The sequence below is a fragment of the Leeia aquatica genome (assembly GCF_012641365.1).
GTDB classification, from domain to species: domain Bacteria; phylum Pseudomonadota; class Gammaproteobacteria; order Burkholderiales; family Leeiaceae; genus Leeia; species Leeia aquatica.
In genome coordinates, this window is sequence record NZ_JABAIM010000001.1 from 365,332 (window position 1) to 377,807 (window position 12,476).

Genomic DNA, 12,476 nt, shown 5'->3' on the forward strand with positions numbered 1-12,476 from the left:
CTCAGAAGTCGATGAGGCGATGTTCGCGCAGGTAGTCCAGAACAACTTGCGCTTTTTCGACCACCGTACCCTGTTTCACGACTTGACCAGCACGTCCGCCTTCATCGCTGGCGATGGCGCCTTGCATGCGGGCATGGCCTGAGAGCTTGAGTTGCGCCTTCAGTGGCCGGGCCCGACGGTTCGCAGGCTCCACCTGCCAGCACTGTTCTGAAACCGACACGACAAAACCATGGCACTGCACCACGCGCCCGGCACGTGCCAAGGCGTAGGCATAGCGGGTCGTGCCATGTGCACGGGGATGCAGGGTGATCAGTGCCGGCAAATCCACCTCCAGCTCACGTCGCAAGCCTTTGGGCAGAAACTGCACCACGCGGGCGGTACGCCCTCGCAAACTGACCTGCAAGACATCCTGAATCACCGGCATGCCAAGCGCTGCAGCCAGCTGAAACGGCAACATGCCGCTCGACAGCCCCCCATCCGCGCGACTGCCCATCAGCACCAGCTCCTGCCCCGCCAGCGCAGCCTGCAAGGTTTCGGCAACACGTTCGTCTGCTGTGGGAATCCACTCCAGCTCTGCCACCCCCAGACCCAGATAAGCGTCCAGATCAGCCGTTTTCCCCTGGCCCGCACTCATGACCCGTAGCTGCGTACCGGGCAGTTCACGCGCCTGACACAGGGCCGCAGCGTCAGCAGGCGAGACACGCGCCCGCCCGCTTACCGGGTGTCTGCCTGGCGAAACCAGCACCGTCAGTTTGACCCCACTCATGCTGCTTTCTCCTGTTTGGCCCGTGCAGCCTTGAGCAAGTCCGCCAACGCGGCCATGAAGTCGGTGCTGTCAGCAATCACCGACAGACTGGCGCGCTTCACGATCGGCGCACTCTCATCCAGGTTGATGGCCACCACATGGCGACATTCCTTGATCCCCTGCAGATGCTGTACCGCGCCGGAAATACCGATCGCCATGTACAAGCTGGACTGCACGGTCTTGCCAGTGGCACCCACCTGTTTGCTGCGGGGGAAGCGTCCATCATCAACGGCCACACGAGATGCACCGGTTGCCGCTCCCAGCAGGCTGGCCAGTTGCTGGAACCCCGCCATGTCACGCATGCCGTTGCCTGCGGAAAGGATGGCGTCCGCCTCCTCCAGGTCAAGGTTCTCGGGTGCGCTGCTGCTCACGCCCAGGTCACGAATCCGTTCTGGCGGGCTCGTGAATGCGGGCAGCGATTGCACCTCGCCTTGTCCACGCCACGGCAACCGGGTTTCCACTGCGTTGCGCGCCAGCATCAGGACAAACGGCATGGCGGCCACTGCAAAGCGCGCACCCGGCAACAGGCGACGAACCAGCCCTTCGGCCACCTCGACCACATCGGTGGCGACCGACCAGCGCTGTCGCGTTGCCAGCAGTCGGCCCAGTTCTGCATCTGCCCCCCGGTCCGGCATCACCAGTTGCACCGGCGCATACTGCGTCACCACCGCTTGAATCAAGGCCAAACGCCCTTCCGGCGCAAAGTGTTGCGGATCAAACGCTGGTGCACTCAACACCACATCGGCGCCTACGACAGAGAGTTCATCCTGGCAACTGCCCAGCACCAGAACAAGCACAGCAGTCTTGCTGTCCGCCAGCAGGGCTGCTGCGGCAATGGCTTGCCGCCCGGCTTCATCGACTGCTCCGCGATCACTGTGCAAGACCACCAGGCTATAGCGCTCGGCAGCACCCTGCAGGCGCAGTGGCAATACCTGCGCACCATGGCTTGTCTCTGGTGCCAGCTGCCCCCGCTCTCCGGTTTCCGCCCCCAGCACAATGCGCTTGAGGCCAGATGGTCCGACTACCCAAGGCCGCCGTGGATCAATCCGCGGGATGGTTCCATGACTCATGTTTGCCCCCTCAATCTGCCAGCCGGGCCGCGACCAGCTCGGCCAGTTCGATGACCTCGGGGCGATCCCCCACCACGCCTTCCAGCATTGCCGTGCAATTCGGGCAGGCTACCGCCACTTGCGAGCTACCACTCTCGCGGACATCCTGCATGCGCATGTCCGGAATACGCCGCTCGCCGGGGATATCGGTAAAGGATGCTCCGCCACCCCAGCCACAACAGCGGGAAGTCATGCCAGAGCGGCCCATCTCGACCACCTTGATGCCGATGCCCTTGAGCACAGCACGCGGCGCCGTGGTTTCACCGTTGTAGCGCCCCAGATAGCAGGGGTCGTGGAAGGTGAGGCTGGCGTCTGGCAAAACTTCCTTCAGGCGCAAGCGCTGCTGCTGCAACAGCTCGGCAATCAGCTGGCTGTGATGCAGTACCTGAAACTCGCCACCGAAAGCCGGGTATTCATTCTTCACACAGTGGAACACATGTGGGTCCGGTGTGATGATGTGGCGGAACTGCAGCGTCTTCCATTGCGCAATATTCTCCTTGGCCAGACGCTGGAACGTCGCCTCGTCACCCAACCGTCGTGCCAGGTCACCACAGTCACGTTCTTCACTGCCCAGCACGGCAAAGGAGAGGCCGGCGTGCTTGAGGATCAAGACCAGCGCTCGCAGTGCGCGCTGATAACGCATGTCAAACGCACCCTCACCCGCCAGCAGCAGGTAATCCACCTGCTGCCCGGCTTGCAGCACCGGCACATTCAGGTCGATCGCCCAGTTGTAACGCACAGCAACCGGAAAACCACCCACCGTATCGGTCTGCTGCAGGTTGTCCAGCGCCTCGCCCCCTTTATTGGGCACCTCGCCACGAGTGAGGGTGACATGACGGCGCAGGTCGACCACCGCATCCACATGCTCGATCAGCATCGGACATTCCTGTACACAGGCACGGCACGTGGTACAGGACCACAGCGTATCTGCGTCGATCAACTGACCCACGATCGGCTGATCCGGTGCGCCATGATGCTGGCCCAGTGGCTTGCCCGGGTAAGGACTACCGGCAAACTGCGCGTCCGAGCCGCCAGCCATGCCCACCACCATGTCCTGAATCAGTTTCTTCGGATTCAGCGGCTGGCCCGCAGCAAACGCCGGGCAGGCGGCCTCACACTTGCCGCATTGCACGCAGGCATCGAAGGACAGCAGGCGGTTCCAGGCAAAGTCGGCCGGCTTGCCGACACCGTAGTCCCCGGCATCCAGATCCAGTGGCCGCAATCCCGTGGAACGCTCGCCGGAGAAACGCTCGGCACGCGGGTGAAACGCCAGATGCAGCAACCCGGCCACCGCATGCTTCATCGGCCCGCCCAGGCCAATGCCCAGCACCAGCTCAGCGGTACCCACCACCAGCAGCAGCAAGGCCAGGGCGGCGATCAATTGCGCCACCGGCTGGGCTGGCAGCAGCATCAGCAGCAACATGGCGGCCGCAAACGCCAGCAGGCTATACGGCAAGCGGTTCCACGCCCCTTGTGACAAGCGTGCAGGTGGGTTTTGCCGCCGCTGGCGAATCAGCAAGGCACCTGCAAACATCAACGCGGCAAACAGCACGATACCCCAGTCCAGCCAGCGCCAGTACAACGTCAGCCCGTAGTTGAGCGCCACCAGCAGCAGCACGGCCACCGCACCGCCCGCCACCGCCACGTGGGCGCGGGCAATAAAGGGATCACGCGCCACCACATGGTGCAGGTCGACAAAATAGCGCTTGGGTATCGCCAGCAGGCTGGGCCAATCCACCGCAGCCGGACGGCCCTGCCGCCACAGCACACTGCGCCGCAGCAGCCCGGCGACCAGCAGCAAGGCGGCCAGCCAGAACAGCCCGGTCAAGGCATGGGCAATCGAGGCAGTCATGTCAGAAATCCTTGCTCAGCCGCAGGGCATCGTAAATCGCACCGTGGATGTTGTGCATGGAGACACAGTCACCCACCCGATACAGCAGGAACTGGCCCGCAGCCAGATTCTCTGCCAGTGCCGGTTGTGGCTGCGACGCGAACAGCGCGTGAATATCGGTCTGACCCCGGTTATGCGATCTGTCCTTCAAGGTCCAGTACAGCTCGTCATTTGGTGTGATGCCGTTTTCGATCACCACCTGGTCTACCGCACGCTCTTCCTGCGCCTCGGTATACTCATTGCGCAGCACGGCAATCAGCTTGTCGCCCTCCTGGTAGACCTTATCCAGCCAGTAGTTCGGCGTCGGGATCACCCCTTGCGCATACAGGCGACGGTAGAAGATCGGGAAAGTGGTTCCCCCCACGTCGTCTGACACCTTGACGTCCGGCGTCACCACTTCCACCGTACAGCCACGACTGGCAAGAAAGTCTGCTGCGCCAAAACCCGCATGGGTACTCACCGCGTCATACACCAGCACATTGGTCTTGGGGGCCACCTTGCCGGAAAGGATGTCCCAACTGCTGACGGCCAATCCTTCCGCCACACCCCAGTCCAGTACCTGGTCGGTAAACGAACGCCCGCCGGTGGCCAGCACCACGATATCCGGCTGTTCGGCCAGAATCATCTCTGGCGTCGCTGCGACACCCAGGCGACGGTCCACGCCCAGTCGGCGGGTTTCCATGTCGAACCAGCGCACAATGCCAGCCATCTGCTCGCGCTGTGGGGCCTTGGCCGCCAGATTGATCTGACCGCCAACCTGCTCCTGCTTCTCGAACAGCACGACATCGTGACCACGCTCACGCGACACCCGCGCGGCCTCCAGACCGGCAGGCCCGGCACCAACCACCACCACCTTGCGCTTGCGAGCAGCTTTTTCGATGATGTGCGGCATGGTGGCTTCACGGCTGGTGGCGGCGTTCTGCACGCACAGCACATCCTGACCATGGTACTGCCGGTCGATACAGTAATTGGCACCCACGCATTGCTTGATCTGGTCTTCGCGACCATCACGGATCTTCATCACCAGATAGGGGTCGGCAATATGGGCGCGGGTCATGCCCACCATGTCCACCAGACCGCTGGCCAGAATCCGCTCGGCCTGTACAGGGTCACGAATGCTTTGCGCGTGCATCACCGGCACCTTGGAGACCGACTTGATGCCTGCAGCAAGATGCACAAACGGCTCCGGCGGCAATGCCATCGGCGGCATGCAGTTGGCCAGCGTATTGTGGGTGTCCGCCCCGGAGCCGACCACCGAGAGATAATCAATCAAGCCGGTTTCCGACATCGCCTGTGCAATGTCCTTCAGCATGTCGTGGCTGAGGCCATCCTCATGGAACTCATCGCCACACATGCGCAGGCCGACACAGAAGTCCGGCCCGACCGCTTCTCGCACCGCCATCAGCACTTCCTTGCCAAAGCGCATGCGGTTTTCCAGGCTGCCGCCCCATTCATCCGTGCGGAAATTGGTGCGTGGGCTCCAGAATTGGTCGATCAGGTGCTGGTGGGCCGCCGAAATCTCGATGCCATCCATCCCTGCTGCCTTGACCCGTTTGGCGGCCGCCGCAAAATCCGCGATGATGCGGCGGATCTCTTCCACCTCGATGATCTTGGCGTTACCCCGGTGTACCGGTTCGCGAATACCGGACGGGCTGACCAGGTGCGGCCAGTGCTCACCATAGTAACTGGAGCGGCGACCCATATGGGTGGCCTGGATCATGATTTTGGCACCGTGGCGATGCATGGCCTCGGCCAGACGGTTCAGGGGCTCGATCACCTTGTCGGTGGTCAGATTGACCGATTTCCACCAGCTTTGCGGACTGTCGATCGACACCGGGCTGGAGCCCCCGCAGATCGCCAGGCCAAGGCCACCCTTGGCCTTTTCTTCGTAGTAGCGGATATAGCGGTCACCCGGCAAACCACCCGGCTCGGCATACACTTCGGCGTGGGCGGTGCTGACCACACGGTTGCGCAGGGTCAGCTGGTTGAGGGTAATCGGGGCAAACAGGTTCGGATAACGCATGGAGAAACCTCGTTATTTCGGCTCAACCGTGAAGATGCAGTGATCGTGGCCTTCACCGGCGCACTGGGTTTCATCGCTGGTGGTGCGGTACTGGTAGCCACAATTCTCACCCACCCAGTCCATGGCACCGGCAAACCAGCCTGCAAACATGTAACAGGCCTTGCCTTCACTCTGCGGCACCCCAGCCACCCCTTGTGCCAGCACAAAGGCAGAGTTATCCAGACGGATGCGGGCATGGCCGGTTTCGGCGTTGGCTTCCACCACCGAAAATTGCCCCCAGCCACGTTGCGACAGGCGCATAAGATAGTGGTTGAACACATCCATGCCCTTCATCTGATGCGTTCTGGCTTCGCTGTCGCACCAGAAGTAGGCGGAACGATAGCCTGCATCGTAGAGAATGGAGCTGTACTCCGGCTTGCCCATCACCAGTTCGACCGCGCGGTGGTTGTTGACGAAAAAATGGCGCGGCACATACAGCATCGGCAGACCGTTGGTCGACCAGACGCCGGTTTGCGGATCCACATCAATCGGTACTTGGGGTTGCATGGCGCTCTCCAGTAGGCACTGCACAACGGGGGATCACGGCCCGGATGGCACCGTATCCAGCATGCAGGCATACTGCCGCAGCCACTGTGGGTGGAATACCGCGTGACCGACAAGTTTTTGCAGGGAGCCGACCAGCGCAGGTCGGAAAACCGCGGACGCGGTGAAATACGGCGGCTTTAGCAGACAGGCTGCAGCAATTGCCCGGGCAAATCATCCATCAATTGCTCATACATCTGCCAATCGTCCAGGCAGCGGCACAGCAAGCGGGTGCCCTCGATCCGGCTGATCGCATCCACCGCCCGCTGCCGGGCGCATTCAGCGCTGAAGCCCTCATCTTGCAGCACGGTTTGCAAGGCAGCGATCCAGCGTCTGCTTGCCTCTCCCATGTGATGACCAAACCGTTCGCGAGCCTCGCCCATGGTATAGACATCAAGCGTACTGGCTTCCTGCCGACGCGCAGGATCCAGTCGCAACCGCTGAATGAAGCCTTGCAGGCGCTCCAGCGGGGTTCCGGCCTCCTGCAAGGCCTGCAGGCCATGATAGAAGTAATCTCCTTCAGCGGAGAGCACCACTGCGGCCATCTCGTCTTTTCCACCCGGGAATTGAAGGTAGAGGCTGCCCTTCCCCAAACCGGTTTCAGCACTGATACGACTCAGCGTGGTGCCGTCATAGCCGTAGGTATGAAATACCCTTCGCAATTGCGCGATCAGGGCGGCACGATCAACAGCCACGCGATAACCTCTTAGCCGGAAGAAGTGAGCAGTGTAGCGCAGTCGTCCTGCTTCTGCCCGCCAGACGGCAGCTGACCCAGAAAGTGCTGTATCGCTACCGCAGCCGCCTCCGGGCAGGTCTGCAGCAAAAAGTGTGGCCCGGCGATCTGCACATGTATCGCCTGTGGCAGGCTTGCACGCAAGCACTGTGTCGTCTTGCGCGGCAGCAGTCGATCAGCGGCAGGATGCAGGCATAGTATGGGTAGCGTCGGTGGCACAGGCGCCGCGCCTTCCCGCTCAACACTGATTGCCCGCAAGCGCTGCAAAATGTGCGCTCTCGGCTGCACGGACCAAGCCGCCTGCAGCCTTTGCCAATACACGCTGGGCAAGCGCCAGGGTGTCGTCAGGAAAAAACGCCCCCAGCGCAAAGGCACACGCTGCAGCGGCAGGCGTGACAGCAAGGGCAGCAGATAGCGCAGGAGTGGCCGGGGTGAGCGGACAAAGGTGGCGCACAGCACCAGTCCCTGCATCCCTGGTGGCGGTTGGCGTGCAATACGCAAGGCCACCGGGCCGGAGAACGATTCCGCCAGCAGCACAAAGGCTTGATCGGGTAGCTGCGTCCGAACCCATGCCGCCAGGGTGTCATAGTCCCCGGCCAGCTGGGCCGGGTAAGCCAGCACCTGCACAGACAGCGATCCGCCCAGCGCACGCAGCAAGGGCTCAAACAGCAAACCGCTGCCATCCAGACCCGGCAATAACACCAATACCACGCCGCCCCCTTCCGCTGCGGAGGAAACCCTCCCTTGACACCCTCTTGCCATGCAAGGACGATGTCATGATCAATATGCCCGAATGTCATACAGCATGAGCCTGATTTCCCGCCTGTTCAAGCGCACGCCCCCAGACTTTGCCGTCGGCCAGGTCTGGACTTACCGACACCGTGCCGGAGAGCCCGGCTCGACCCTGCAAATCTGCCAGATCGACCAGGATGCACGGTTGGGGCGTATTTTCCATATCGGGGTACAGCGCGTACGCATCCCCACACCGGGTGGTGGTCTATGCGAAAACATGCCTCACCTGCCCGTATCGCTGGAAACCCTGCAACAGAGTGTCACAGCCTGGCAGCGGGATGCCCCAGTGCCGGATGACTACCGTGAAGGCTATCAAATCTGGCGCGACGCCTTTGATCGGGGTGAGGCGGGCATTTTCACGATTCCGGTCGCTGACATTCTGGATGTTACGGCCCGCATGGCTGAGCAAGGTCAACCCGCGTGAAGCCGATCCTGCTGCTGGCCCTGCTGACGCTGGCCGGTACGGCAGCACGAGCCCATCCACAGTTCGGTCTGGCTGCGCTGTCCCCGGATGGCAGCTGCGCCGCCTTTGCCACGCCCTTGCCGCCGCAGGTCAAGCGCTTGCGCATGACACAATTGGATACAGCACATCGCCGCCAGTCGCAATGGGTCAGGCTGGGGCCCATGACAGATCAGCCCTGCCCTGCTGCGCAGGCGGCCATGCTGGAAGGTGCGGCTTATTATCCGCTGCAGCTGCCCAAGGCCGTACAGGCACTGAACTATCAGGTGGTCTATACCGATACGCCGTCTTCCATGCCCCACGTACGCGTTTGCAGCAGCCAGGAAGGCCTCTGGTTCTCGGCTTGGTCGGCAAAAGGCCGTAACCGGCTCTGGCATGCCTATGCCTATTTGGGCTATGACGTACAGCCGAACTGCACGGTTGAGGAAACCGAATGATGCGCCGCTCGTTGCTGGCCGCCTTGCTGTTGCTCACCAGCCTGGGCAGTCTGGCGCATAGCCCATGCCCGCCCCCCACCCTCTTTCAACCACAGGTCAAGCAACACTTTGAGCAGGGGCAGCTCACTGCCCTGCTGGATCGTGCACAGCCGGTCACCGTTGTGCTGGACAATGAATATGATGAGCAGACACCCCGTCGTCGCCTGCACTTTTCCCCTGCCGAGGCACGCCGCTGGCTGGATGCGCAACTGAGCGGCAGTGAAACCCGACTTGTCCCTGAGCCGGTGCATTGCAATCAGCGCGGGTGCCGCTATACCGCGCCCGAACTGACGGTACACCACGCGGTGTATCTACTGGGCTGGCAATACACGGCAGGGCGTTGTCCCCGCCTGAATCTGGTGCACCTTATGCTGGGATGAACAAAAATTGCGCTTGCAATTTATTGAACGTCGTATAAAAATGCACACCGTTCAATTTAAAGGTGTGCAGCATGGATGCGCCAGGTCGTCGGGAACGCAAGCAGCAAGAATCCGCTCAGCATATTGCGGAAGTCGCCATGACCCTCTTCGGGCAACATGGCTATGACGCGGTCAGCATGGAGGATATTGCCCGTGAAGCGGATGTCGCCAAAGGCACCTTGTACAAGCGCTTTCCGGTCAAGGAGGCCATCCTGGCCCATCATTTCCAGCAAGACCTGCAACAGCTGCAACCCCTGATTCAGCAGAGCCTGCGAAACGAGCCGGACTGCCCAAGCCGCCTTCGCGCCTATTTCCGCCAGGCAGCCCTGTGGAGCCAGCGCCACCGCGCTTACCTGCGCCCCTGGCTGGCCTATCGCTATGCACGTGCGTTTGATCCCGACGTCCCCAGAAGCGGCGCCGGTCAGGCTCTGGCGGCCTTGCTGGCCGAAGGCGTACGCTGTGGCGAGATCCGTAACGATATTCCGCTGGAAGAGTTGCTGCTGGGTCTGGAGTATCTGCACTCCAGCGCCCTAATGCGCTGGCTGTCCAATGAGCAGGTGGACCTGGGCCAAAGCCTGGACCATATGCTGACCCTGTTTCTGCAAGGCTCGGAGCACCCATCATGCTGATCGACTGGCCCGAGACGTTCACACGTGGTCCTGCCGAAACCGGCGGTAAGGCCTGGCAACTTTCGCGCCTGCACCGCTACGGCTTTCCGGTGACCGAAGGTCGGGTCCTCCCCGCCCAAGCCTATCGTGACTGGGTTGCCGCAGGCCGCCCCGCCTTGCGCGACCACCCCGCTGCGTGGGACTGGCTATGGCAGCTGCCTGCCCACTGGCGGCAGCGCTCCCTGGCTATCCGCTCATCCGCGCTGGCTGAAGATGGGCCGGAGCATTCTTTTGCCGGCATTCACCACACCACGCTGGGCGCGGTCGGCATTGAGGCGATCCTGAGCGGCATCGAGGCGGTCTTCCGTTCGGTGGATAGTCCGCAGGCCGTAGCCTACCGTGAGCACTTCCAGATTGATGCCGCATCGGTCGCCATGGCTGTGGTCATCATGCCTTTGCTGACGGCTAACAGCGCAGGGGTCTGCTTTACCTGCAACCCACAGCAGGGGCGCCGCGATCAGGTGCTGATCCAGGCCACGCTGGGCCTCGGTGAAGCACTGGTATCGGGTGCAACGGAACCAGACGAAGCCTTGCTGACCTATGACAGTAACCAGCAGCTGCAGCAGGATTACTACCGCATTGGTCGCAAGCAAGTGCAAACCCACAGCTCGCTGCATGGCCCGGTAGAGACCCGCAGCAGCGAGCAGGCTGCCTCCATGCGTGCGCTATCAGAGCAACAGGTGCAGCAGCTGGCGGCTTGCTGCATTGAAGCGGCTTATGCGCTGGACGATACCCAGACCGCCTGGGACATTGAGTGGGCCTGGCAAGCCAACCAGCTCTACCTGCTGCAGGCACGGCCCGTCACCCGTTTGGGCGAAGCGCTACCGGCCGCGCTGGCTAATCAGACGGGATTCTGGTCCAACGCCAATACCAAGGATGTCATCCCGCACCAGCTGAGCCCGCTCGATAGCAGTGTCATGGGCATCATGGTCAATCGCATGCTCACCGTAACCGGCAAACTGTTGCAATACCCCTTCCACCCGGGAGCGGTGCGTACTCGCCTGCTTAATGGCCGTGCCTATCTGCACCTCAGCCTGCTGCAATGGGAGTTCCACGATGGCTTTGGCTTTGCGCCAGCCTCCACCAATCAGCTGGCCGGTGGGACCCAGCCTGAAATTACGGTGCCGCCACTCAGTAAGCAGCACAAGCGACTCGTGCTACGCCGCATGCTGCGCATTACGCCTTCGATGATGCGCTTGCGTCGCAAGGCCAACAAACTGCATGCCGATGCGCTGGAAGAAGCACGCAACTGGCTCCCCGCTGGATGGGCGCAATGGGAAAACCAGCAACTCGCGCAGGAGATTGACCGACTATACCGCCATGTCTGGCAGCAGGAGGAGCTGCAGCGACTACAGACCGGCAGCGGCGTGACCTATACCCTGCTGCTGGGCAAGCTGTCCCAACGCATGCCGAGGGCTGAAGCACAGCAACTGTTGAGTGGTTTGCTGGCGGACCAGCCTTCCAGCATCACCATGCAGCAGAACCTGCAACTGATGGACGTTGCCCGGCTGGCCCGACAGCACGCTGACGTTGTGAGCTGGCTGCGTAGCCCGGAGCGGGATCAGCAGCCATGGGACACCACCTGGGCAGCTGACCATCCTTTCCGCATGGCCTTTGCCGATTTCCTCAAGACCTATGGCCATCGCGCCATCTATGAGTCGGACAGCACCCAGCCGCGCTGGGCAGAAAACCCGGCTTATTTGCTGGACTGTCTGGCGGGCTGGCTGGATGTGGACTTTGACACCCTCGCGGTCCATCGCAAACAGCGGGCTGAAGCGGCCCGGCGCGCCCTGCGCAGCAAGCTGCCCTGGTATCGCCGCCTGCTGCTGCCGGGCATGCTCAAGCAAAGCGCGCTCGAATTCTCACAGCGCGAGCAAGCCCGCAGCTCACTGGTCAGCTATATCCTGCCGCAACGGCGCATGCTGCTCGAAGCGGGGCGTCGCCTGCAGCAGGCGGGCGAGCTGGCTGCGCCAGAGCACATTTTCTGGCTGGTGCGAGAAGAGATCCCGCTCGCCTTATCTGGCGCACGCGCAGGACGCTGGGCAGCACTGGTGGCCGACCGGCAATTGCAACGCCAGCACTGGGAGCATAATCCGGCGCCGGATGTGGTGTTCTATGGCACCACGCAGCCGGTCAGCACGCCAGCAGCGACTGAGGTGGCACCTTCGGACGTTCTCAAGGGGCTGCCCGTCTCCAATGGCCGGGTGCAAGGCAAGGTGCGACGCTTGCGCCACCCCAGCGAAGGCACCCGCCTGGCCACGGGTGAAATCCTGCTCGCGCCCTCGACAGACCCTGGCTGGACACCGCTGTTCCTCAAGGCAGCCGGGCTGATTCTGGAAACCGGTGGCTATCTGTCGCACGGTGCCATCGTGGCGCGCGAGTTTGGCCTGCCCGCTGTGGTCAACATCACCCACGCCATGACCTTGCTGCAGGACGGGGATGAGGTCGAGCTTTGTGGTGATACCGGGGAGGTGCGCCGCCTCGCTCCGCAAGCCTGACCGCTGCCCATGCACCGCCC

The 12,476-nt window shown here is 62.2% G+C and carries 12 protein-coding genes; 5 read left to right on the top strand and 7 right to left on the bottom strand.

Features of this window, described 5'->3' with window-relative positions; genetic code table 11:
* Window position 1: 1 nt before the first annotated feature.
* From HF682_RS01600 to HF682_RS01630, 7 genes are all read right to left on the bottom strand, one after another.
* The gene (locus HF682_RS01600; RefSeq protein ID WP_168875508.1) at window positions 2-766 is read right to left on the bottom strand and encodes an electron transfer flavoprotein subunit beta; all 765 of its coding nucleotides are present in this window, start codon (window positions 764-766) and stop codon (window positions 2-4) included.
* Window positions 763-1,875, bottom strand: coding sequence for an electron transfer flavoprotein subunit alpha/FixB family protein (locus tag HF682_RS01605; protein WP_168875509.1), 1,113 nt, complete (start codon window positions 1,873-1,875; stop codon window positions 763-765). Before HF682_RS01605 ends, HF682_RS01600 begins: the two co-directional genes overlap by 4 nt.
* Before the next feature lie 10 nt (window positions 1,876-1,885).
* Window positions 1,886-3,766 carry a (Fe-S)-binding protein gene (locus HF682_RS01610; RefSeq protein WP_168875510.1) on the bottom strand — a complete coding sequence of 627 codons (1,881 nt, stop codon included), beginning with the start codon at window positions 3,764-3,766 and terminating at the stop codon, window positions 1,886-1,888.
* Window position 3,767: 1 nt separating this feature from the next.
* Window positions 3,768-5,828, bottom strand: coding sequence for an NADH:flavin oxidoreductase (locus tag HF682_RS01615; protein WP_168875511.1), 2,061 nt, complete (start codon window positions 5,826-5,828; stop codon window positions 3,768-3,770).
* A 12-nt stretch (window positions 5,829-5,840) separates the two neighbouring features.
* Complete coding sequence (locus HF682_RS01620; RefSeq protein WP_168875512.1) at window positions 5,841-6,374, bottom strand: 4-vinyl reductase; 534 nt, start codon at window positions 6,372-6,374, stop codon at window positions 5,841-5,843.
* A 176-nt stretch (window positions 6,375-6,550) separates the two neighbouring features.
* Window positions 6,551-7,105 (bottom strand): TetR/AcrR family transcriptional regulator, encoded by a 555-nt coding sequence (locus HF682_RS01625; RefSeq protein WP_168875513.1) that lies wholly within the window; start codon window positions 7,103-7,105, stop codon window positions 6,551-6,553.
* Between the two features lie 11 nt (window positions 7,106-7,116).
* Complete coding sequence (locus HF682_RS01630; RefSeq protein ID WP_168875514.1) at window positions 7,117-7,854, bottom strand: alpha/beta fold hydrolase; 738 nt, start codon at window positions 7,852-7,854, stop codon at window positions 7,117-7,119.
* A 94-nt stretch (window positions 7,855-7,948) separates the two neighbouring features.
* Between HF682_RS01630 and HF682_RS01635 the strand changes: the two genes are divergently transcribed.
* From HF682_RS01635 to HF682_RS01655, 5 genes are all read left to right on the top strand, one after another.
* Window positions 7,949-8,359 (top strand): hypothetical protein, encoded by a 411-nt coding sequence (locus HF682_RS01635; protein WP_168875515.1) that lies wholly within the window; start codon window positions 7,949-7,951, stop codon window positions 8,357-8,359.
* Window positions 8,356-8,832 carry a hypothetical protein gene (locus tag HF682_RS01640; protein ID WP_168875516.1) on the top strand — a complete coding sequence of 159 codons (477 nt, stop codon included), beginning with the start codon at window positions 8,356-8,358 and terminating at the stop codon, window positions 8,830-8,832. The genes HF682_RS01635 and HF682_RS01640 overlap by 4 nt, the downstream gene beginning before the upstream one ends.
* A complete protein-coding gene (locus HF682_RS01645; protein ID WP_168875517.1) occupies window positions 8,829-9,251 on the top strand; it encodes a hypothetical protein in 423 nt (140 codons plus the stop codon). Before HF682_RS01640 ends, HF682_RS01645 begins: the two co-directional genes overlap by 4 nt.
* A 71-nt stretch (window positions 9,252-9,322) precedes the next feature.
* Window positions 9,323-9,919 carry a TetR/AcrR family transcriptional regulator gene (locus HF682_RS01650; RefSeq protein ID WP_168875518.1) on the top strand — a complete coding sequence of 199 codons (597 nt, stop codon included), beginning with the start codon at window positions 9,323-9,325 and terminating at the stop codon, window positions 9,917-9,919.
* Window positions 9,913-12,456, top strand: coding sequence for a PEP/pyruvate-binding domain-containing protein (locus tag HF682_RS01655; RefSeq protein ID WP_168875519.1), 2,544 nt, complete (start codon window positions 9,913-9,915; stop codon window positions 12,454-12,456). Before HF682_RS01650 ends, HF682_RS01655 begins: the two co-directional genes overlap by 7 nt.
* Window positions 12,457-12,476 lie beyond the last annotated feature (20 nt).

Bases quoted from the DNA above. Each gene is read 5' to 3' on its own strand.
- HF682_RS01615 (WP_168875511.1), bottom strand. From the start codon at position 5,828: ATGCGTTATCCGAACCTGTTTGCCCCGATTACCCTCAACCAGCTGACC.
- HF682_RS01620 (WP_168875512.1), bottom strand. From the start codon at position 6,374: ATGCAACCCCAAGTACCGATTGATGTGGATCCGCAAACCGGCGTCTGG.
- HF682_RS01655 (WP_168875519.1), top strand. From the start codon at position 9,913: ATGCTGATCGACTGGCCCGAGACGTTCACACGTGGTCCTGCCGAAACC.
- HF682_RS01600 (WP_168875508.1), bottom strand. From the start codon at position 766: ATGAGTGGGGTCAAACTGACGGTGCTGGTTTCGCCAGGCAGACACCCG.
- HF682_RS01610 (WP_168875510.1), bottom strand. From the start codon at position 3,766: ATGACTGCCTCGATTGCCCATGCCTTGACCGGGCTGTTCTGGCTGGCC.
- HF682_RS01645 (WP_168875517.1), top strand. From the start codon at position 8,829: ATGATGCGCCGCTCGTTGCTGGCCGCCTTGCTGTTGCTCACCAGCCTG.
- HF682_RS01605 (WP_168875509.1), bottom strand. From the start codon at position 1,875: ATGAGTCATGGAACCATCCCGCGGATTGATCCACGGCGGCCTTGGGTA.
- HF682_RS01635 (WP_168875515.1), top strand. From the start codon at position 7,949: ATGAGCCTGATTTCCCGCCTGTTCAAGCGCACGCCCCCAGACTTTGCC.
- HF682_RS01650 (WP_168875518.1), top strand. From the start codon at position 9,323: ATGGATGCGCCAGGTCGTCGGGAACGCAAGCAGCAAGAATCCGCTCAG.